18 protein-coding genes are annotated in these 21,104 nt (G+C 39.0%); 2 read left to right on the top strand and 16 right to left on the bottom strand.

The genetic code is table 11. The annotated features are described in order from the left end of the window. From IMO47_RS16700 to IMO47_RS16675, 6 genes are all read right to left on the bottom strand, one after another. Positions 1–1,127, bottom strand: a 1,127-nt coding sequence (locus tag IMO47_RS16700; RefSeq protein ID WP_196076377.1) for an Ig-like domain-containing protein, incomplete at its 3' end; no start/stop codon positions are given. Between the two features lie 574 nt (positions 1,128–1,701). Then, positions 1,702–2,445 carry an LPS export ABC transporter ATP-binding protein gene (gene lptB / locus IMO47_RS16695; protein WP_004824561.1) on the bottom strand — a complete coding sequence of 248 codons (744 nt, stop codon included), beginning with the start codon at positions 2,443–2,445 and terminating at the stop codon, positions 1,702–1,704. Then, complete coding sequence (gene lptA, locus IMO47_RS16690) at positions 2,445–3,011, bottom strand: lipopolysaccharide transport periplasmic protein LptA (RefSeq protein ID WP_196076924.1); 567 nt, start codon at positions 3,009–3,011, stop codon at positions 2,445–2,447. The genes lptB and lptA overlap by 1 nt, the downstream gene beginning before the upstream one ends. Further along, a complete protein-coding gene (gene lptC / locus IMO47_RS16685) occupies positions 2,998–3,543 on the bottom strand; it encodes an LPS export ABC transporter periplasmic protein LptC (protein ID WP_196076925.1) in 546 nt (181 codons plus the stop codon). Before lptC ends, lptA begins: the two co-directional genes overlap by 14 nt. Positions 3,544–3,582: 39 nt before the next feature. Then, entirely contained in the window at positions 3,583–4,122 is a 540-nt protein-coding gene (locus IMO47_RS16680; protein ID WP_196076926.1) for an HAD-IIIA family hydrolase, read from the bottom strand. Positions 4,123–4,125: 3 nt separating this feature from the next. Next, on the bottom strand, positions 4,126–5,118 hold the full coding sequence (locus tag IMO47_RS16675; protein ID WP_196076927.1) for a KpsF/GutQ family sugar-phosphate isomerase: 993 nt from the start codon (positions 5,116–5,118) through the stop codon (positions 4,126–4,128). 196 nt (positions 5,119–5,314) lie between these two features. Between IMO47_RS16675 and cysS the strand changes: the two genes are divergently transcribed. Then, positions 5,315–6,736, top strand: a complete 1,422-nt coding sequence (cysS, locus tag IMO47_RS16670; protein WP_196076928.1) for a cysteine--tRNA ligase — start codon at positions 5,315–5,317, stop codon at positions 6,734–6,736. Positions 6,737–6,802: 66 nt separating this feature from the next. Here cysS and IMO47_RS16665 read toward each other — a convergent pair whose 3' ends face one another. The 3 genes from IMO47_RS16665 to IMO47_RS16655 all read right to left on the bottom strand — a co-directional run bounded on the left by IMO47_RS16665 (position 6,803) and on the right by IMO47_RS16655 (position 11,445). After that, entirely contained in the window at positions 6,803–8,302 is a 1,500-nt protein-coding gene (locus IMO47_RS16665) for a succinate CoA transferase (RefSeq protein ID WP_196076929.1), read from the bottom strand. 103 nt (positions 8,303–8,405) lie between these two features. Continuing rightward, positions 8,406–9,581 carry a thiolase family protein gene (locus IMO47_RS16660; RefSeq protein WP_196076931.1) on the bottom strand — a complete coding sequence of 392 codons (1,176 nt, stop codon included), beginning with the start codon at positions 9,579–9,581 and terminating at the stop codon, positions 8,406–8,408. A gap of 82 nt (positions 9,582–9,663) precedes the next feature. Beyond that, positions 9,664–11,445 carry an acyl-CoA dehydrogenase C-terminal domain-containing protein gene (locus IMO47_RS16655; RefSeq protein ID WP_196076930.1) on the bottom strand — a complete coding sequence of 594 codons (1,782 nt, stop codon included), beginning with the start codon at positions 11,443–11,445 and terminating at the stop codon, positions 9,664–9,666. Between the two features lie 493 nt (positions 11,446–11,938). Between IMO47_RS16655 and IMO47_RS16650 the strand changes: the two genes are divergently transcribed. Beyond that, the gene (locus tag IMO47_RS16650) at positions 11,939–12,559 is read left to right on the top strand and encodes a TetR/AcrR family transcriptional regulator (RefSeq protein WP_196076144.1); all 621 of its coding nucleotides are present in this window, start codon (positions 11,939–11,941) and stop codon (positions 12,557–12,559) included. A 55-nt stretch (positions 12,560–12,614) separates the two neighbouring features. Here IMO47_RS16650 and IMO47_RS16645 read toward each other — a convergent pair whose 3' ends face one another. The 7 genes from IMO47_RS16645 to IMO47_RS16615 form a co-directional block, all read right to left on the bottom strand. Beyond that, a complete protein-coding gene (locus IMO47_RS16645) occupies positions 12,615–13,565 on the bottom strand; it encodes a LysR substrate-binding domain-containing protein (protein WP_196076143.1) in 951 nt (316 codons plus the stop codon). 137 nt (positions 13,566–13,702) lie between these two features. Next, complete coding sequence (locus IMO47_RS16640; protein ID WP_196076142.1) at positions 13,703–14,530, bottom strand: NAD(P)-dependent oxidoreductase; 828 nt, start codon at positions 14,528–14,530, stop codon at positions 13,703–13,705. Between the two features lie 172 nt (positions 14,531–14,702). After that, positions 14,703–15,959 carry an acyl-CoA dehydrogenase family protein gene (locus IMO47_RS16635; RefSeq protein ID WP_196076141.1) on the bottom strand — a complete coding sequence of 419 codons (1,257 nt, stop codon included), beginning with the start codon at positions 15,957–15,959 and terminating at the stop codon, positions 14,703–14,705. A 32-nt stretch (positions 15,960–15,991) separates the two neighbouring features. Continuing rightward, positions 15,992–17,242 carry an SfnB family sulfur acquisition oxidoreductase gene (locus IMO47_RS16630; protein ID WP_196076140.1) on the bottom strand — a complete coding sequence of 417 codons (1,251 nt, stop codon included), beginning with the start codon at positions 17,240–17,242 and terminating at the stop codon, positions 15,992–15,994. Positions 17,243–17,577: 335 nt separating this feature from the next. Further along, positions 17,578–18,969, bottom strand: coding sequence for an LLM class flavin-dependent oxidoreductase (locus IMO47_RS16625; protein WP_196076139.1), 1,392 nt, complete (start codon positions 18,967–18,969; stop codon positions 17,578–17,580). A gap of 437 nt (positions 18,970–19,406) precedes the next feature. Further along, a complete protein-coding gene (locus IMO47_RS16620; RefSeq protein WP_196076138.1) occupies positions 19,407–20,315 on the bottom strand; it encodes an EamA family transporter in 909 nt (302 codons plus the stop codon). A gap of 100 nt (positions 20,316–20,415) precedes the next feature. Further along, the gene (locus IMO47_RS16615; protein WP_196076148.1) at positions 20,416–20,916 is read right to left on the bottom strand and encodes a YaiI/YqxD family protein; all 501 of its coding nucleotides are present in this window, start codon (positions 20,914–20,916) and stop codon (positions 20,416–20,418) included. Positions 20,917–21,104: the final 188 nt, after the last annotated feature.

Below are 21,104 nucleotides of genomic sequence, written 5' to 3'. Positions count from 1 at the left end.
GTGACTTTCACTGTCTCCCCGTCAGTCAACGGACGTGTAAGCTGGATATTATCAATGGTGTTATTTCCTGTGATTGTTCCACTACCAATCACATTACCACTACTGTCTTTGATGGTGACTTGACCAGCTTCATTTGATATTACTTCAATATGTGTGGCATCCAGAACTCTACTGGTAATCATTGGTGGTGTTACATCTCCCACTGTAATTACTTTTTCTGTCTGGTTACCGGAAGCATCAATTACATCAACAATAATTTTACTACCATCAGTTAATGGTGAAGTTAAATCAACTGTTGATTGACCATTTTGTCCAATTACCCCCTGACCAAGTATTTGACCAGCGTCATTCTTAATAATAACTTTGCTACCTGGTTCATTTGAAACAATATGAATAGTGTCGTTATCGACAATATTTACTTCAACGGTAGGTTTGGTAACATCTCCAACATTTATAGTTTCAGTTGTTTTATTTCCAGCATTATCAGTTGCAGTTATTGTTATTTTCTCATTATCAACCAATGGTCTTGTTAAAGTAATATCGAGTGAACCTGCCTGATTTAATTGTCCTGAACCAATTATTTTACCATTCGCATCAACAATTGTAATTTTACTGGCTTCATCTGCTGTTATTTTAATTTTTTCATTATCTAAAATCTGATGTGTTATTTTAGGACCAGTCTTATCACCATTTCCTGAATGATTTGAACTTCCATCGCTGCTTCCTGCAGCTGCGGCTATACCAATAATCCCCGCTGCACCTGCAACCCAAGCCCAAGCTGGTACAGCGCTATGTTCACCTAATAAATATTCATGAAAATCATTGATACCCAGATAATCAATTTTAGTCACTGTGCCATTTGCATCAAATTCAAGAAATTCAAGTAAATAATGTTTTCCATCTGAAGTTTCTATAGTAAATTCTTTTGGTTTTTCTCCAATGAAAAAGTCTTCAATAACAACTTTTTCTCCATTTTGTAAATAAACCTCCAGATTATTATTAACTTTAACGATTTTGGCTATTTCAGCACTATCTAGATTCACTTTATAAACAGTGTGATGTTTATTCACTAAATCTTGAGTAAGAATTTTAGCCGTTCCTTTTTCATAAATTGTGATGTTTTTCATAATAGTTCTTCCGTCTTATAATTCACTCTTATGCAAAAAAGATAAATAAGTGAGACAAAATTCACAAGTGTATAGTTTTAATAATAAAAACGTATAACATTATAAAAAATATCAGTTGTCTATATTAACTAATGTATTTAAAAGCATTTCGTGATGCGCTTATCATTTATTTATTTTGATTGAACTGTTTTAGACTAGCTGTACCCAATTAAATTTAATTATCGCTTTATATTCATCATTCCAAGTGATGTTCATCATTTTTATAAATTTATTAATTTTTTATTCATAATCCTATGTTTTTTTAAATAACAGCTATGGCATATACTGATTAATCATCATTTTTATAATCAAGTTATTTCCATTTAAAATTTACGGGTATTATTGAAACTTAAGAATTATTCATAGATTAATTTTTATACAAAAAATGTAAAAAAAATCATTAATGCGAAGAGCATCACAAAAAAATTATATTCTAAATATTTAATAAACTCACAATTTATTGAATATTTAATTTAAATATTTTTATTGAACAAAAAAAAATGGAGTTTTAAACTCCATTTTTTAATAAAAATTATTAAACAGTAAAATCATCACCCAAATAAACTTGACGTACTGTTTCATTGGCCAATACTTCTTCAGGAGTGCCTTCTGCAATGACTGCTCCCTCACTCACAATGTAGGCATGCTCACAAATTGCCAATGTTTCACGGACGTTGTGATCAGTAATTAAAACTCCAATACCACGGTCCTTTAATTGCCGAATAATATCTTTGATATCACCCACGGAGATTGGATCTACGCCTGCAAAAGGTTCATCCAGTAACATAAACTTGGGATCTGCTGCCAAAGCTCTTGCGATCTCAGCACGGCGACGTTCACCTCCCGAGACACTCATACCCAATGAATCTTTAATGTGGGTAATTTTAAAATCTTCAAGCAACTCTTTAAGACGTTGTTGTCGTTGCTGTTTATTCAGATCTTTTCTAGTCTCAAGAATTGCCATGATGTTATCAGCGATTGTGAGCTTTCTGAAAATAGAAGCTTCCTGTGGCAAATAACCAATTCCTTTACGTGCACGTTGGTGCATGGCTAAGTCGGAGATATCTTCATTATCTAAATGAATTTCTCCTTTATCCATACGAACCAAACCCACAACCATATAGAAACTTGTTGTTTTACCTGCACCGTTTGGACCCAGTAATCCCACAATTTGTCCACTCTGCATGCTAAAAGAAACATCTTTTACCACCCAGCGTTTACTGTAAACTTTAGCTAAGTGTTTAATACACAGTGTTTGGCTTTGATTCGAAGCTGTCATTAATCACGTGCTCCAGGGAAAGACTTGGCGCTGTTTGGTGGGATAATAATTTGCACGCGCCCTTTTGATGAACCTGTTGTATTTGATGAACCTGAAGCTTCAACGTCCCCTTTATTCATACTGTATTTTAAAGTACTGCTTCGAATACTTGCACCATCTTGATATAAATAAGCATTACCTATCAGATTGATGATACCTGTTTCAGCATTGTAAACAATTTTCTGCGCTTCACCACGTGCCACACCTTTTGCACTGTCTACCTGTTGTTGAAATTTAGCTGGACCACCTGTAGCAGTAATGGTGCTGATTTGTTTACTTTTATTCAATTGAGCAACAATTGAAGAAGCTTGAAGCTTCATCGTACCTTGTTCAATAATGACGTTACCTGTGTAGGTCGTCACACCTGTCGCTTCACTATAAGTGGCTTTATCCGCAACAAGCGAAATGGGTTGATTGCGGTCTGATGGTAATGCAAATGCCGTTACTGATAAGCTCAACATACTGATCGTACAGATCGCTTTTCTCAGGAAAGATTGTTTCAGTGAAAAGATCTTAATTAGGTACATACTTTCCTCGAATATTTGCAAATTCATATTGACCTTGGTTTAAATCAGCTTTTAAACCCTGACTAATAAATTGTGCATCAGGTGCATTGACAGTGACTTGGTGAGTCGTTTCAAACTGACGAATTTTAGGATACCCGGTTAATTCATCCGTTTGAAATTCCATCATCCCACGTTCACCAAGCTTAGTTGCTTTAACTTGTCCCGATAAAACAACCTTTTCATTGTCATTAAATCCCCTTGCTTCTTTGGCAAAAAAAGTTGAGTCAACTTGATTTTGATTAAACATTGAAGCATTGAGATTGCTGAGTTTAGACGTTTTTCTTTGTAAATCCTGTTCTAGATGATCAACTTGAGCACGAACATAAAGATTGCCCTTTTCATCGGTTTGAACCAACTGAATACCTTCAGCAGAATAGGTCATGCTTTGTGCTGAACTTCCATCCAACTTTTTGCCCTTTCCGCTGTAATAGTAATAGCCACCACTCATTGCCGCAATGACAACAGCAGTCACATATAGAACCTTAGTATCCATAAATTATATTCAACATTTGATCAATCTGAATTTAAGCTATTAAAGCGGTATAGCTGTATATTTTTCAAGTAGTTCTTGGTAAGTGCCTTTAGCCATCAGCAACATATCGCAAACTTCTCGTACCGCTCCACGCCCGCCCATTGCCTGTGTGACTAAGTCTGCTCGACGGCGAACTTCAACGTGACCATTAGGTACTGTGACTTTCATTCCAGCCAGTGCAAATGCTGAAAGATCTGGCCAATCATCCCCCATATACAAGCAATCTTCAGGTTCTAAATTGAGTTTTGCACACGCTTCTTTCAGTGCAACCCCTTTATCTTCACGCCCTTGAAAAATCAGATCGACACCAAGGTCAGACATACGCTTTTCAACGATATGACTTTTACGCCCAGTAATGATAATGACTTTGATCCCAGATTTTTGGACCAGTTTCATACCCAACCCATCACGGATATCAAATGATTTGATTTCGTCTCCAGAATTGGTCAATGTCACGAAACCGTCACTTAAAATTCCATCTACATCTAAAACCAATGCTTCAATATGACGCGCTTGTTCTAATAAAACATAGGAAGCCATTGATTAATTTACTCCAGCTTGAATCAAATCATGCATGCTAATGACACCGATCACTTTATGCATCTCATCGACAACCACAAATTGACTGATTTTCTTTTCATTCATTTTTTCTAAAGCTTCCACAGCACGTGCTTCTTTAGAAATTGTTGATGGGTTTTTTATCATGACCTCAGACACAGCCAAATTCACATCAAAACCTTGTTGTTTATCAATTAAACGACGCAAGTCACCATCTGTAAAAATACCCAGTAAAGTATCATTTTCATCGACAATCGTGGTTAAACCCAAACGTTTATTTGAAATTTCATACAATACTTTATTCATTGGCGTATTGGGTAATACTTTGGGTAAATCATTGCCTGTATGCATTAAATGTTTTACATGCAATAACAGACGCTTACCCAGTGCTCCAGCCGGATGAGACATCGCAAAATCATCGGCAGTGAATCCGCGTGCATCTAACAAGGCAACTGCCAAAGCATCACCTAGTGCCAATGTCGCAGTTGTACTTGAAGTCGGAGCTAAACCCAATGGACAAGCTTCTTTAATATTTCCCAGTGTTAGAGCCACATCGGCATTTTGTGGCATCGGACCTTTATCATCACCGCTAATGGTGATTAATGGAACACCTAAATATTTAATCAAAGGCATCAGCATCATAATTTCGTCACTCTTTCCCGAGTTTGAAATTGCAATAAGCACATCTCCTTTGACCAACATCCCCAAATCACCATGCCCTGCTTCACCAGGATGCATAAAAAATGAAGGGGTTCCTGTAGAAGCAAAGGTTGCTGCCATTTTCCGTCCGATATGACCAGATTTTCCCATTCCTGTTATCACCAGACGACCTTGGCATTGCAAAATGATTTCGCAGGCACGCGTAAATCGCGCATCGATTTGAGCCGCTAAAATCTTTAGTGCATGTTCTTCAATGCGCAAGGTTTCAAGTGCAACCTTTTGAAAATCAACAGGATTTGATTTATTTTCAGAATTCAAAATGGACTTACCTTAACTCTAAAAGAGTTTTGAATATCAAACGGAATATTTTTGCTATTTTAGCATAGCAATACAATAGCCTGCTTTCCTAAATGTATAAATTTCATTTTCTTAGAAAATTAACGTATAAATCTTTATGAAATATGGAGCTTAGGTTAAGATAAATCACCCTTTTGTTGAAACATTTAGAAAACCTATGCAACCATTTGTTCTTTACAACTCTGAGCAACGTAAAAAAGTTGAATTTGTTCCCCGTAAAGAAGGACATATCGACATGTATGTGTGCGGTATGACAGTTTATGATTACTGTCATATTGGACATGCTCGAGTGATGGTTGCTTTTGACTACATCATTCGTTTTCTACGCAGTCAGGGCTGGAATGTAAAATATGTTCGAAACATTACGGATATTGATGACAAAATCATTGCACGTGCCAATGAGAACGGTGAAAGCATTACAGCACTTACGGATCGCTTTATTCAAGCCATGAATGAAGATGCAGAAAATCTGGGATGCCTACACCCCGATGAAGCACCTCGTGCCACCGACTATATTGACCAGATGCAAAATATGATTGGTCATTTAGTCAATAAAGGTGCTGCTTATCCAGCTGCAAATGGCGATGTATATTTTGAAGTGGAAAAATTTACCAAGTACGGTCGCCTCTCCGGACGCAAACTTGATGATATGCAAGCTGGTGCTTCTGAGCGTGTCGATGTAGGCGTTGAGAAAAAGCATCCTTTTGATTTTGTGCTTTGGAAACATGCCAAAGCCAATGAACCTTCTTGGACTTCACCATGGGGCAATGGACGTCCGGGTTGGCACATTGAATGTTCCGCAATGTCGACTTGCTGCTTGGGCAATCACTTCGACATTCATGGCGGTGGTTCAGATCTTTTATTTCCACATCATGAAAATGAAATTGCCCAATCAGAAGCTGCTACCGATGAACAATATGTAAATTACTGGATGCATGTGGGTTTTATCAATGTAGATGGTGAGAAAATGTCTAAATCACTAGGCAACTTCTTTACGATTCGTGATGTGATGGAGAAATTCCATCCAGAAGTGATTCGCTATTTCATTGTTTCTTCACACTATCGCAGTCCTGTAAACTTTTCAGACTTTGCATTAAAAGAAGCAAAAACAACCCTGTCACGCTTCTATCATGCATTTAAAGCATATCAGCAGGTTTATGGTGATCTATCTACAGATTTACTTGATGAAACCTTGGTAGAACGCTTTAATGTCGCGATGCGCGATGATTTCAATACATCAGAAGCAATTGCTGTACTGTTTGAAATCATTAAAGAACTGAATCGTGCTGTCAAAGAAGAAAATGCAGAGCAAGCAACGCTTTATTATTCTACTTTACGCCATCTAACCAACATTCTCGGTTTAGTTCAGTACAATGTCGACGAGTTTTTGAAGTCAGATATTGGACAAGACGCATTAGGTTTAACTGAAGCTGACATTGAAGATTTGATCCAACAGCGTGTAGATGCCAAGAAAAATAAGGACTTTGCGCGTGCTGATGAAATTCGCCAGTCTTTACTCGCTCAAGGAGTGGTACTTGAAGATACGCGTCAAGGTACAATTTGGCGTCGTGCTGATTAATTCAGCAAGGTATCATTTCTTCTATAAAAAACCTGATCAGTGATCAGGTTTTTTTGTTTTGATTTTTTAAGCAGATTTCATCGTGCCTGTTTCTTCAAACTGTGCATGCCAAGACAAAGCCTCAGCTAAAAGATGTGGTGTTTGTCCACCCAATACACATGCCCGCTCAAAATAATCCATTAATTCAGTCCGGTAGGATGGATGTGCACAGCATTGTATAATTTTAAGGGCACGTTCCCGTGGTGCCAAGCCTCTTAAATCGGCCAGTCCCTGTTCTGTCACTAAAACATCAATATCGTGTTCTGCGTGATCACAATGGCTGACCATAGGAACAACCGAAGAAATTGTACCCTCTCTGGCAATCGATTTGGTCACAAAAATAGCCAGATGCGCATGGCGAGTAAAGTCCCCTGATCCTCCAATACCGTTCATCATTCTGCTACCAGCCACATGTGTTGAATTTACATTTCCATAAATATCAAACTCTAGTGCAGTATTGATTGCAATAATTCCTAAACGTCGAATGATTTCAGGATGATTCGATAATTCCTGTGGGCGCAACACAATTTTATCTTTATAGTGCTTAAAATTAGTCATCACATGTTTGGCGCATTCATCAGACAAGGTCATTGAACAACCCGAAGCAAACTTCATTTTGCCAGAGTCAATCAATTCAAATGTACAATCCTGCAACACTTCTGAGTACATTTCTAAATCATGAAAGTTTGAATGCGCAAAACCTGCAAAAACAGCATTTGCAATTGAACCAACACCAGACTGCAATGGACCTAAGTTTTCAGGTAAACGTCCGAGCGCTACTTCATTTTCAAAAAAGCGTATCAAGTGCTGTGCAATGGCAAGTGTTTCATCGTCTGCTTGATCCATTTTAAATGAGGTATCTGGAATATCATTGAAAACAATCGCCGAAATTTTATCAGGATCAAGATGAATACCCAATGTTCCAATACGATCACTCACCTGCGTAAGAGGGATAGGATCGCGATAAGGTCGCTTCTTGGGAAGATAAATATCGTGTGCTCCTTCAAGTATCGGATGAATAGTTCTGTCAATTTCAACAATAACCTGATCTGCCATTTCAACAAAATTTGCAGCATTTCCACATGAACCCGTCGGAATGATTTGTCCGTCCTCTGTAATCGCAGTGGCTGCAATAATCGCGACATGGGGTTTTGCTAAATTATGATGGCGAATATTATCTGCAACTTCAGAGAGATGTTGATCAATATACATGACCTCGCCGGCATTAATCGCTTTGCGCAAAACAGGATCAGCTTGATACGGGTAACGGCGCGCCAAAGCATGTGCCTCGGTTAGGCGACCATCTATACGATTCCCTAAACTTGCACCAGACGCTAAAGTAATTTTCAAAGGGTGCAGTTTTGCATAATCTGCCAATGCCAAAGGTACTGCTTTAGCCTCGCCTGCGCCCCCAAAACCACTCACACCGACCACTGAACCATCTTTGATTAAAGTTACAGCCTGTTCAGCAGACATTATTTTACTGTGCAAGCTATTTAAGCGTACACGTTCCAAACCGTTAATCATTTTAAAAATCTCAAAAAATAAAAATAAAGCATGAAAGCGCCCGCCACCCCTGCGAACAGGGATGGAGGAAATCTGGAGTTATTCGTTTATGAAGGAGAAAGGATTAAACTAATTCAATGGCAATCGCTGTTGCTTCGCCACCGCCAATGCATAGGGCTGCGATACCTTTTGTACCCCCTGTACGTCTCAAAGCATGAATAAGTGTCACAATAATACGTGAACCCGAAGAGCCCAGCGGATGACCCAATGCACAAGCACCGCCATGAATATTGACTTTATTTACATCCAGTTGGAAAGCATCTATCGCCAACATGGCAACCATTGCAAAAGCTTCATTAATTTCCCATAAATCAACATCTTCTGCCTTCCAGCCTGTTTTCTTCAATACTTTTTCAATTGCACCTACGGGTGCAATCGTAAATTCAGAAGGATGCTGAGAATGTGTCGCATATGCGGATATTTGTGCCAACGGCTTTAAACCACGCTGCTTGGCTTCCTCATTTGAAGTGATCACCAATGCCGAAGCACCATCGGAAATTGAACTTGAGTTTGCGGCGGTAATGGTACCGTCTTTTTTAAATGCTGGACGTAAAGTCGGAATTTTATCGGCTTTTGCATTCAATGGTTGCTCATCCTGCTCAACCACAACCTCGCCTTTGCGAGATGATACTGTAACGGGAACAATTTCAGCTTTAAAATAACCGTTGCTGATCGCCGCTACCGCTTTATTTAAAGAACCAATCGCATAAGCATCTTGCTGTTCACGAGTATAGCCCTTGCGATCTGCCATTTCTTGCGCAAGAATCCCCATGGATAATCCTGTTTCAGCATCTTCCAAGCCTTCCTGAAACATATGATCAATGACCTTACCATGCCCCATTCGATAACCAGAACGTGCCTTTTCCAGTAAGTATGGCGCATTTGTCATAGACTCCATACCACCCGCAACAACGATATTCGACGAACCTGCCTTGATTGCATCACACGCCTGCATGACTGCTTTCATGCCTGAACCACAAATTTTATTGATCGTGGTTGCACCGGTTGAGTCTGGCAAGCCCGCCTGACGCATGGCTTGACGTGCTGGACCTTGTTTTAGCCCAGCAGGAAGTACACAACCATAAATCACTTCATCAATATCATTCGGCTGCAAACCTGCACGGGCAACCGCTTCTTTGATGACGACCGCGCCTAAATCTGGGGCGGCACAGGCTGATAAAGCACCTTGAAATCCACCCATTGCTGTACGTACTGCCTCTACAATTACAATCATTTTTATCTCCCTATCTATTGATTTAAATCTTGTTTTAAACCATAAGGAAGTGAACTCGCTTATGGTTTCCCGTTGCCAACCTCAGGTTTTAAGCCTGTGCTGTAAAATAATCTTCAGGCAATTGCATAATCAGATCAGCACCCGCTTGAATACGCTGTATTCTTGCCGCTAAATCTGGAAGCACTTTAGCAACATAATACTGTGCCAAGACCAATTTGTTTTGATAAAATGTATCCGATTTACTCTGAGCCGCTTGAGCAATTCGTGCAAACATATAAGTAAAGCTCAACAACCCGACCACATGTAAATAGTCTACGGCAACTGCACTTGGAAAATCTGGACTCGCTTTTGCCTGTTCAATAATCATTTTTGTGATTTCATCGACCTCAACACAGACATCCAATGTGGCAGCCTTGATTGACATTGAATCCTGCATAGTGTTGGCAAATTCGCGTATTTCTGTCAGATAGTCTGCGATAAACGCACCATTAGATTTAATTGTTTTTCGTCCAATTAGATCGAGTGCTTGAATACCATTGGTTCCTTCATAAATTTGGGAAATTCGCAAATCACGAATACATTGTTCCATTCCCCATTCACGAATATAACCATGTCCACCAAAACACATTTGTGCCTCAAGTGCTGAATCCAGTGCCTTATCCGTCAGATAGGCTTTTGCAATAGGAGTTAACAATGCAACACGTTCGTTGGCTTTTCTTACACATTCAACATCTGTTGAGAATTTGGTAATATCAAGTTGTTGTCCAACATATACGGCAAATGCACGCGATGCTTCATTATTGGCACGTGAGTTTAGCAACATACGGCGCACATCCGCATGAACGAGAATAGAATCGGCAGGTTTATCTGGTGATTGTTGACCCGTTGCTGAACGACCCTGTAAGCGATCTGAGGCATATTCCGCTGCATTTTGATAAGCAAACTCTGACGCACCTATTCCCTGGATCCCCATAGAAAGCCGTTCATAATTCATCATAATGAACATGGCTGCTAAACCTTCATTCTCTTTACCTACTAGATATCCTTGAGCAGCATCGAAATTCATGACACACGTTGCTGAGCCTTTAATTCCCATTTTGTGTTCAATGGAACCTGCACTCACTGTATTGCGCTTACCCAATGAACCATCTTGATTGATAAGAATTTTTGGTACGATAAATAAAGAAATGCCGCGAGACCCTGCCGGTGCATTCGGGGTTTTGGCCAATACAAGATGTATAATATTCTCACTGAGATCGTGCTCTCCACTGGTGATAAATATTTTTGTTCCTGAAATATTGTATGAACCATCGCTGTTTGGTACTGCTTTTGTTTTGATCATACCTAAATCAGTACCTGCATGGGGTTCTGTCAGACACATGGTTCCAGACCATTCCCCCGTATAGAATTTCGGTAAGTATGTGGCCTTTTGTTCTTCTGATGCCGCTTGATCAATTGCCATACCGGCACCCACAGTCAGCAATGGATACAGCATAAATGAGGGATTGCAACTCCAAATCATCTCATCTGCAAGAACGGTCAGCATTTTTGGCATACCTTGACCGCCCCATGCTTCATTGGCGCCCAAACCAATCCAACCGCCTTGGGCAAACTGTTGAAAAGCTTTTTTAAAACCACGTGGTGTTTTGACTTCGCCTTGGTTAAATTCAGCACCACCTTCTTCATCTGCACTACGATTTAAATCCAAAATGACATTTTTAGAAAATTTTGCCATTTCTTGCAAGATTGCATTGGCGGTCGCCATATCCAGATGCGCTAGATTTTGGTTTTCTTGCCAGAATGTTTCAGCCTTAAAGACATCTTGAAGAATAAACTGCATATCTTTAAGTGGTGCATTGTAAATGGGCATGATTGCTTTCCTTGTGACATGACTTTTCAGTTACGACCAAAGCCATGTATAAATCTTTCTGCATTTTAAAAAATCAAATATCTCATTCATCAACACCCCTGTTTTATACATAAAATACAGATAAATTGATAAATTTTGATCAAATCTAAAAAGTTGATTTAAAAAAAATTTTAGGTAAGGCCTTATATTGTTTGTAAAAAATCAAATAACTACAAACTTTTGAGGCAAAAAATAAGTTAAAAAAACAATAATTCAATTCTTTAAATAATGGAAATATATTTACATAGTTTGACCTCATAGGTTCAATTTTATTGACTTTAAAAAAGTAAATTCTTTATCTTTAGCCAATTTCTAAATCAATGCTTTGTGACATGGAATATCAGGATTGTTTTGAAATATTTTCTTGAAAATGATGATTATAGTTTTATTGAATAACTGGAATAGCTGATATACTCTGACTCTAGTTCTTCATCAGTGGTTTTGGATTAATAGAATGAGTTCAGTGCGCCAACAAAATTTTCTTCTCCGTAAAGAGAAAATTTTAGCAATGGCAGAAACCTTATTGCTTGATAATAATCAGGATATTACTTTAAGTGAGCTTGCTGCTGAACTTGATATTGCTAAAGGCACGATTTACAAGCACTTCAAAAGTAAAAACCAACTCTATCTAGAACTGATTATCTTAAATGAGAGAAGACTCTTAGATATTTCCAAAGCGTACCATCACGACATTAAAATTTATGTCTCTCAATACATGCTGTATAACATGCTGAATTCAAATCGTACCATTCTATTGCATGTTATTGAAGAACGACTCACCAATAACGAACGTAAGCTGAAAGACTTGTTTGAAGAACTTTATTCAATCCGTGAACAACGTATTTTAGAAATTAAAGATCTCTTTGGTGCGCATCTGAAATCGCTCAACAGCATTATGTCGATCCGAGATTACCTGTCTTATATTTGGACGGTGACCTATGGTGCATCGCTACTGTTAAATTCAACCCATTATCAAAAGTCGATTGGCTCTCGCGAACGACTGATTAAACTTTATGTTAATCAAGCGCTTATGACACCAGATAAATTAACTGATGCTGAACACCCTAACGAATGATGTTCTGCGCTGCTGTCAGGAAAATAGCGTATCCAACCCGAGTATCACCTGCACACTATATATCCAATTCATTTTGAGGACTGAGTAACTGACTGGGTAATGGCATGGAATTGACTTGACTAAAAATTTCATAACACATATGTCTGAGCCACTGATGGCTAGTTTTATGGTGGCATGACATATGCCAATACTGCTTAATCGAATAAGTTGGAAATGAAATGGGTGCCGGGAAAATCTGTAGGTTCCCTCTTGATAATAATACTTCGCTCAAATAATACGGAACGGTAGCAATCGAGTCTGTATCTTGTACCACCAGTCCCACACCGAGATAACTTGGGATGCGCATCAACACATTGCGTTTTAAGTCCAGATTTAACAGCTCATTGGCAATATGGTAATGTCCCACCCCTGCATCAATATCAATGTGAGATTCACTCAAATATTGCTCAACCGTCATACTCTGCTGACTTAAGCGTGGATGATCTTTCGAAGCAATCACCACATAAAACTGTTCAAATAATTTTTGTTGGTAGAATCCATTTTCCAATTGCGGCAAAAAACCAATGGCTAAATCAATTTCTCCATTTGCCATTTGATAGCTGGTTTCAGAGGTAATTGCACGAACATTCAATTTAACGTGTGGTGCATGTTGTTTCAGGTATTGAGAAATCTTTGGAAGCAAAACCAAATGCGAAACATCGGTCATGGCAACAGTAAACTGCTGGTGTGACGCCGTTTCGTCAAAGTTCACACTGAAATTATTGATAATTTCAACCTTACTCAGTGCCTCACTCACCAATGGATAAAGTTGTTTCGATAACTCAGTCGGCACCATTTCATTGCCGATCCTTAAAAACAACGGATCATTGTAGTGAGTACGAATTTTGTTCAGAATATTACTTACTGTAGGTTGGCTCATTGCTAAATGGTCCGCTGCCACAGACACACTTTTAAACTTATAGATATAGTAAAAAATACTGAGCAACTTACAATCTAACTCAAACACGAAATTACATCTCACTCATTTGTGTATTCGGTAGTATATCTTCTGCTTTTTTATAAAAATTGCCAATGTTTTAATGTACCGATTTTAAACAATCAGATCAGTGATTGAAAATCAGTACACTGCATCTGTTTCAATCTCTATTCTTTTACAAATAAATCAACCATTAATTCATCTTCTGAATCAACATAGCGATATTCAGAAAAATCTGTGATACCAGACGCTCGAAGAATATCTTCATCAATCAGCAAACGTCCTGTCAATGCACGCTGTTGACTGTTTAAAATATGATAAGCAGCATCTGCCATAATATTGGGTTTGCGTGCTTTGCTAAACAACGCCTTACCGCCTAAAGAAAATTCGATTGCGGCAGTTGCAATGATTGTTCTTGGCCAAAGTGAATTTACACTCACGCCATAACTTGCAAATTCCTGATTCATTCCCAAAGTCAACATACTCATACCATACTTAGTAATCGTATAAGGCGCATAACTCGCAAACCATTTTTCATCCAAATTCAAGGGCGGAGAGAGATTGAGAATATGCGGATTATCACTGTTTTTTAAATAGGGTAATGCGGCCTGACTGCATACCATTACTGCACGGGTATTAATTTGATACATCAAATCAAAACGATTGGGATCGAGTAGCTCTACGCCAGATAATTTAATTGCACCTGCATTGTTAATCAAAATATCAATGCCACCAAAATGCGCTGCAGCCTGTTGCATTGCTAAAGCGACCGCAGTTTGGTCTCTCACATCCAGCTGAATGGCTAACGACTGACCACCTGCTGCTTCGACTTCTTCCGCGACGGTAAAAATCGAACCGCCTAATTTGGGATGCTCCTCTGCTGATTTAGCCGCTATCACAATATTTGCACCGTCTTTTGCTGCTTTCAGTGCAATTTCTCTTCCAATTCCACGGCTTGCACCTGTAATAAAAAGTGTTTTTCCTTGAAGTGACATGACATCCTCTTTGTATTTGTTCTAAGCTCTCCAATTTACTGAATTTTGTTATGTTGTTGTAGTAGTAAATCCATTAATTTATATACTCATGAGTACATTAATTATTTTATCTTTTGTCTGTTTTAAAAATCAACAGCTTGCATAAGCAAGCTGTGGGTAATCATTATCATTTTTACGCTGCACCGACTTTTGGACTTGCACCAATCTGCCAAACGAATGGCAGAGGTTCACGGTTTACTTCCCAGTCTCCAATTACTTTCTCCTTATAAACTAAAGGATTATGTGAAGCAACCACACGCGCGTTTCGCCAAAAGCGATCGAGCTGCTTAGATGTGCTACTGGCTGATGCACCCAACGAATTAAATAATTGACTGGTTAAATCCAGCAGCAAATCCGAGATCACCACTTGACCTTGTGCAGATTCAAGTTCGGCATCATTATTCGCCTGAATGTTTTTGACTTCAGACTCTCCAAAATGGCTAAGATATGCTTGCTGTAAAGCTTCTGCCGTTCGCAAGGTAATGGTTTCACTGGCATAGGCCTGTGCAGATGCTTTGCCTATCACTTGTAAAATTTGCGGGTCATTTCGGACAAGATCCGCATTGCCATGACTGAAAATACGATCACGCTTTTGCACTTCATGCGTAAATGCTGCAACAGCAGATTGCGCAATCCCCGTCAAGGTTGCCAAATGAATGACTTGATAAAATGCTGTTTGATATTTAAAGCGCTGTTCAAAAGGCAATATATGATCACGTTCAATTGCAACATCGGTTAAGCTTAATGTACCGCTTCCCGTAGTCTTTTGCCCAAAACCATCCCAATCATCCAATACCTGTACGCCTGAAGCATGGCGAGAAATTGCTGCAATCACATGTTGATCCGTTGTTTCATCATAGGCAAATAAATCGACCCAATCGGCAAAAATAGTTCCTGTTGAGTAATACTTTTTCCCATTCACCAGTAATTGATTGTTTTTTTGTTTTACTCTGGTGATCACATCCCCAATTTTTACCTGACCAATTTCAGTCCAAGCATTTCCGATGAGATCACCTTGAACAAAACGTTTAAACCACAGCGCTTGATCAGCAACTTTATGGGCATTTAAACGGTCTTCAACAAAGGCAAAATGCCCACGCAGTGCCTGAACGATATTAGAATCTGCTTTGGCAAGCTCTATAAGCAACTGAAAAAGTTGTGGTAAAGAGACACCATCACCACCGAACTTCACAGGGACCCGAAGTGCCCCAAAACCCACTTGTTTTAACCAGTTGATCTGTTCATAGGGCAATGAACGCTGCTGTTCACGCGCTCGTGTTCCTTCAGCAATTTTTTCGAAAATTGGACGATACTTAGCTGCAACTTTCTCATAATTGGCTGCGGTTGATAGCTCATCATTAATATTGGTTTGAATGTTTTGTTGACTCATATTGGCGCTCCATTATCTGATTGTTACTGTCCTTAACTCCACGCATGACGTGGCAAGTGAATGTTATTTAAATAATAATTACCAACCAAATTAAATTTCCAACGTACTGGGTCATGTAAAGTATGGGTACGTGCGTTACGCCAATGGCGGTCTAAATTCAACTCAGATAAAGTTGAACGTGTGCCTGATAACTCAAACAATTTATTGGATGCCAAAATCGCAATTTCTGTGGTCAATACTTTTGCCTCAGCCACCAACAATGTCGCTTCATTGGCATGCGTTTCTGAAGGTTGCGCGATGGCTAGATCAATTGCATCACCTGCCAAATCTAAAACCGCTTCAGCTGCTCTTAATTTAATTTTTAATTCACCAATATTAGCGATGGTATAAGGATCATCGGATGCTTTTTCCAAACCAGAATCTACCCAAGGACGCGAATGCAGTCTCACATATTGAATGGTTTCGTCAATCGCACCGCGTGCAATGCCAGCATCGACAGCAGCTTGAATAAACTGTGAAATTGCACCTGCAACTGTTGGTTTTTCAAAAGCTTTATATATCGGTACAATATATTGGGCATCCACCTTTACCTGTTTCAATACAACTGTGCCACTTGCTGTAGTCCGTTGTCCAAAACCAGACCAGTCATTAATCACCTCTAGCCCAGCCGTGGTTCGGGGAGTTAATGCCACAACTGGTAAACCTTCTTCATTGACCGCGACTACAGGTACCCAATGTGCTAACAATGCACCTGTAGCAAAAAATTTCTGTCCATTGATTTCATAGCCCTGCGTTGTTTGATGAATTTTCGTTTCCAAATCAGCAACTGTCTTGCTGCCTTTTTCTGAAAAGGCATTTCCTAAACGACGCCCTTTTAATATCTCTGCAAAGAAAAACTTTTGCTGCTCCAGGCTAGCATCCAAACGTAAATGTTCGATAAATGCCCAATGGTTTTGCGCGATCTGCCCTAAAGAAGGATCAACACTTGAAATCGTTTTTACCACTTCAGCTAAAGTTCGATATTTTACTTCTGCGCCACCGAAAGATTTAGGAATATTAATTCCCCACAAACCACTTTGTGAATATTGCTGTATCTCAGCCAGAGGTAGACGACGCTCATAGTCTCGCTGTGAAGCTTCTTTGGCAAACTCTTTCGCCAAAGCTTGAGCGACTTGAATGGCTTCTGCATCCGATTGAATCACATGTGCATCTTGGTTGAGTTCAAAAAAATGTAAAGGTACAGCCGTCTGTGAAGAAAATTTTTCTTGGTTTAAATCAGTCATTGTTGTCACTCTCTTAAAATAAGCATGACCTTAAACTAGCATTATTCTTTTAGTTCATTTATATAAATAAATGCATTCAATATTCAAAAAAGAAAGTACTAATTTATGATTAAAATGTATAGTTAATAAAATCAAAAAATAATGCCCACATAATGTGGACATTATTTTAACTGATCATGAATTATTTCCAAGACATGCCTATTGCCGATTATTTTATTAGACAGAATTTTTTAAATAGCCTTTCATCATCAAATAAAACCTCTAACACAGGCTTACATCATCAACAGCAATGTTCAGTCAAACCTAAGCAAAACTCGAAAACAAATCGAAATCATTTAACTGGCATGTGCGAATTTATTTTTAGTGCCTTGACGGTATTTTGCGCCACGATGATTTTCTGCCAGATGTGGACCATGTCCAAATAATTTTTCTCTTAACGTACCATGACCATATTCAGTTTGATAAACCCCGCGTCGCTGTAACTCAGGGACAATAAAATCTACAACATCGATAAAAGTCTGATGCGCCAAAATATAAGCCAGATTAAAACCATCAACGTCAGTTTCTTCAATCCAGTGTTGCAATTCATCGGCAACCGTTTGAGCTGAACCGACAATTACAGGACCATTTCCACCAACACTGTTCCATTGCGCAATTTCTTCTATTGTCCAGATACGATCAGGATCCGCATTAACATATGCATCCAACATTGATTGGATGGCATTGGTTTCAATATATTCCACTCTATCTTTCGCTTGATATTGTGAGAAATCCACACCAGACCAACCGGAAACTAATGTTAGCGCACCATCATAGCTACCGTAGCTTTGATACTCTTTAAATTTAGCATCTGCCTTTTGATCCGTTTCATCCGTCACAATAGACAACAATGTATATATTTTCACGCTATAAGGATCACGTCCTTCCTCACGCAATTTCTGGCGTATGCTCTGAACAATTTTTTTCGCAGCAATTTTTGAAGGCGGTGCAATGAAAATGCATTCTGCATTTTGACTGGCAAACTTTTGCCCACGAGTGGATGCACCGGCTTGATACAATACAGGCGTTCGTTGCGGGGACGGTTCACAAATATGGATACCAGGTACTTTAAAATATTTACCTTCATGTAAGATCGGATGAACTTTTGTATGATCTGCAAATCGACCTGCATGTTTATCTCTTAAAACCGCACCATCTTCCCATGAACCCTCCCAAAGCTTATACAGTACTTCTAAATACTCATCCGCGACTTCATAACGGTCATCGTGATTGAGCTGTGCACTTAATCCGAGGTTTTTAGAGCCACTTTCCAAATAAGAAGTGACAATATTCCACCCAACCCTCCCCTTGGTCAAATGATCCAGAGTACTGATTCTTCTGGCAAAGGGATAAGGGTGTTCAAATGAAATAGAGGTTGTGACACCAAAACCCAAATGCTGCGTAACTGCTGCCATAGCGGGGACAATTTGCAGTGGATCATTTACAGGAACCTGTACTGCACCTGTTAAGGCATGTTCAGCGCTCTGATGATAAACATCATAAATTCCAAGCACATCTGCAATGAAAATCCCATCAAATAAACCCTTCTCTAAAATTTTGGCTAGATCGGTCCAATATTCAATGTCTTTATATTCTGTAGAACGGTCTGATGGATGGCGCCATAACCCAGGGGATTGATGCGCAATACAATTCATTTCAAAAGCATTAAAGCTAATTTGCTTAGTCATTACTATTCAACATCGATATTCATAATATTTTTTATCCTATGCCATTTATCTTTATTCTTTTATCTTAATATCTTCGATGATTATCACGAAAGTTTTTATCATATTTTATGGCTTAGATATATCATTTCATCACATAGCCCTGTTTAAAATACAACTTGAATAAATCGCCTTGCAATTGATATTGTCATTTATTGGGCAGAAATAATAAATAAACTGAGTTGAATAAAACTATTGATGAAACACAATCATCGAAAACATCATCCGCAACTGTTTGAGGCAGGACTATTTTTATCGTGTATTGTTTTTGCGACCGATTAAACAGGCGGGTGTCTAACCAATTTTATGCTGAACCGCATATCACTGCGAGACGGTGATCCTTGTGGAGCTGCTCCTCACGCCAAAATTAAAATACAGTTATGTCAATCGCAGGTTAAATATTAAGTTTTAATTTTTTCAGCAAGTCTTTTACTGGCTTTAAAATCTTTATAGAAATATAAAAATAAACCACAAATCAACACTGCTGCACCAACAAATACCGTTATCGTCAGTTTTTCATTATTCAACATAGCTCCCAAAAACATGGCAATCATGGGAGTCATCACTGTTGTTAACGATAATGTCGTTGCTTTAATATTTTGAACCAATTTAAAGTAACAGAACATCGCCAGCAATGATGCCATTAACACAGTATAAATCAGTGCAAATAGTGATTTGGTTTCCGGGATATGGGTTGGAGCATGTTGCCAGATAAACGGAATAAGACAACTTGCGGCTAAGGTTGAAACAAAAATTGAGCCCGTTGCTTGCGCCATCGGCAACACGTCTGCATTCACTTTTTTAACCCAAAAAATTGACAAGGCATAAGTAAATACACTCATTAACATCAATCCAATGCCAATAGGATGAACGTGCTGACTTGCGCTGCCACTCATGCAGATGATTGCTAAACCGCATACAGCCACCAACATACCCAACCATTGAATTCCAAGCAAACGTTGACCAAAACCAAAGCGACCAATCAATCCTGCCATAATTGGCGCTAAACCGAACATCAGCGCAATAATTCCTGAACTTAAATAACTGGTTGCGGCATAAGTGAAAATCTGCGAACCAATCAAACTGAATGATCCGGCTAGGTAACTGTGTAAAGCAATTTTATTGAGCGGTAGTTTGACTTTGAGAATAAAAAGTAAAATGAGTGCAATCGGCAATGCAATAAAAAAACGCAATACCAATGCCCACATCATATGTAAATCAGCCACACTCCAAACAATCGCCAAAGGCGTACTTGCCCAAATGAAGACCAGTAAAATATAGGTCGTCACCAGGTTGGATTTGGAAGGCATAATGGGTCCTGTAAGTGATCAGTTCAATTCAATGGTTACGGTGTTCAAGAGGATAAGATCAAGCCATTATAAAAATTCAGAATAAACGCCTCAACATGGCTTAGATCGAAGTTTTCCGTTTCTGCTTTTGAATTGTTTGGTCTAGACTACTCGAAAATTCACGTTTATCTCGTTCAGAAATTGGCGGTGGTCCACCTGTTTGTACACCGGCTCCACGCAAGGTATCCATAAAATCACGTAAATGCAGCCGAGCTTTTACATTGGCTGAGGTATACACCTCTCCACGTGGATGGATTGCAACACCACCTTTTTCAATCACCTGGGCAGCTAAAGGAATATCTTGAGTAATCACAATATCATGCTCGCCCATGCGCTCAACAATCTCTCGGTCGGCCTGATCGGCGCCAGACATCGCTTGAATTGAATTAATTCGAACCGAAGGCGTAATGCCAACCGGTTGATTGGCAACAAAAGTGACTTCAAGTTGATAACGATCAGAAGCACGTAAAATCACTTCACGAAGAATTTTAGGCAAAGCATCTGCATCGACCCAAAGTTTAAATGGCAGCACAAAACATCTCGAATCAAGATTTTCCACCATTTTAGCAAAATGCATCTGGCGTGTCCTATGCTTATTATTTTATTTGCTTCGAATATCGCGATGTCATGTTTATCTTCACACAACATTGTTATTTTGCTCATTAAAAATACAAGCCAAGCGCTTCTTGTCGAAAATTCGCTTTAATCTTATGGTTTTTCTTGTGATTTTACATTTCGTGACTTGAAATT

It is taken from the genome of Acinetobacter sp. Res13-Abat-PEC15-P4-01 (genome assembly GCF_015676285.1).
Taxonomy (GTDB): domain Bacteria; phylum Pseudomonadota; class Gammaproteobacteria; order Pseudomonadales; family Moraxellaceae; genus Acinetobacter; species Acinetobacter nematophilus.
This window is presented reverse-complemented; position numbering and strand designations above follow the sequence as displayed.

Coding starts and splice junctions, on each gene's coding strand:
- lptB (WP_004824561.1), bottom strand. CDS start 2,445: ATGACAGCTTCGAATCAAAGCCAAACACTGTGTATTAAACACTTAGCT.
- lptA (WP_196076924.1), bottom strand. CDS start 3,011: ATGTACCTAATTAAGATCTTTTCACTGAAACAATCTTTCCTGAGAAAA.
- lptC (WP_196076925.1), bottom strand. CDS start 3,543: ATGGATACTAAGGTTCTATATGTGACTGCTGTTGTCATTGCGGCAATG.
- IMO47_RS16680 (WP_196076926.1), bottom strand. CDS start 4,122: ATGGCTTCCTATGTTTTATTAGAACAAGCGCGTCATATTGAAGCATTG.
- cysS (WP_196076928.1), top strand. CDS start 5,315: ATGCAACCATTTGTTCTTTACAACTCTGAGCAACGTAAAAAAGTTGAA.
- IMO47_RS16665 (WP_196076929.1), bottom strand. CDS start 8,302: ATGATTAACGGTTTGGAACGTGTACGCTTAAATAGCTTGCACAGTAAA.
- IMO47_RS16655 (WP_196076930.1), bottom strand. CDS start 11,445: ATGCCCATTTACAATGCACCACTTAAAGATATGCAGTTTATTCTTCAA.
- IMO47_RS16650 (WP_196076144.1), top strand. CDS start 11,939: ATGAGTTCAGTGCGCCAACAAAATTTTCTTCTCCGTAAAGAGAAAATT.
- IMO47_RS16640 (WP_196076142.1), bottom strand. CDS start 14,530: ATGTCACTTCAAGGAAAAACACTTTTTATTACAGGTGCAAGCCGTGGA.
- IMO47_RS16635 (WP_196076141.1), bottom strand. CDS start 15,959: ATGAGTCAACAAAACATTCAAACCAATATTAATGATGAGCTATCAACC.
- IMO47_RS16630 (WP_196076140.1), bottom strand. CDS start 17,242: ATGACTGATTTAAACCAAGAAAAATTTTCTTCACAGACGGCTGTACCT.
- IMO47_RS16625 (WP_196076139.1), bottom strand. CDS start 18,969: ATGACTAAGCAAATTAGCTTTAATGCTTTTGAAATGAATTGTATTGCG.
- IMO47_RS16620 (WP_196076138.1), bottom strand. CDS start 20,315: ATGCCTTCCAAATCCAACCTGGTGACGACCTATATTTTACTGGTCTTC.
- IMO47_RS16615 (WP_196076148.1), bottom strand. CDS start 20,916: ATGGTGGAAAATCTTGATTCGAGATGTTTTGTGCTGCCATTTAAACTT.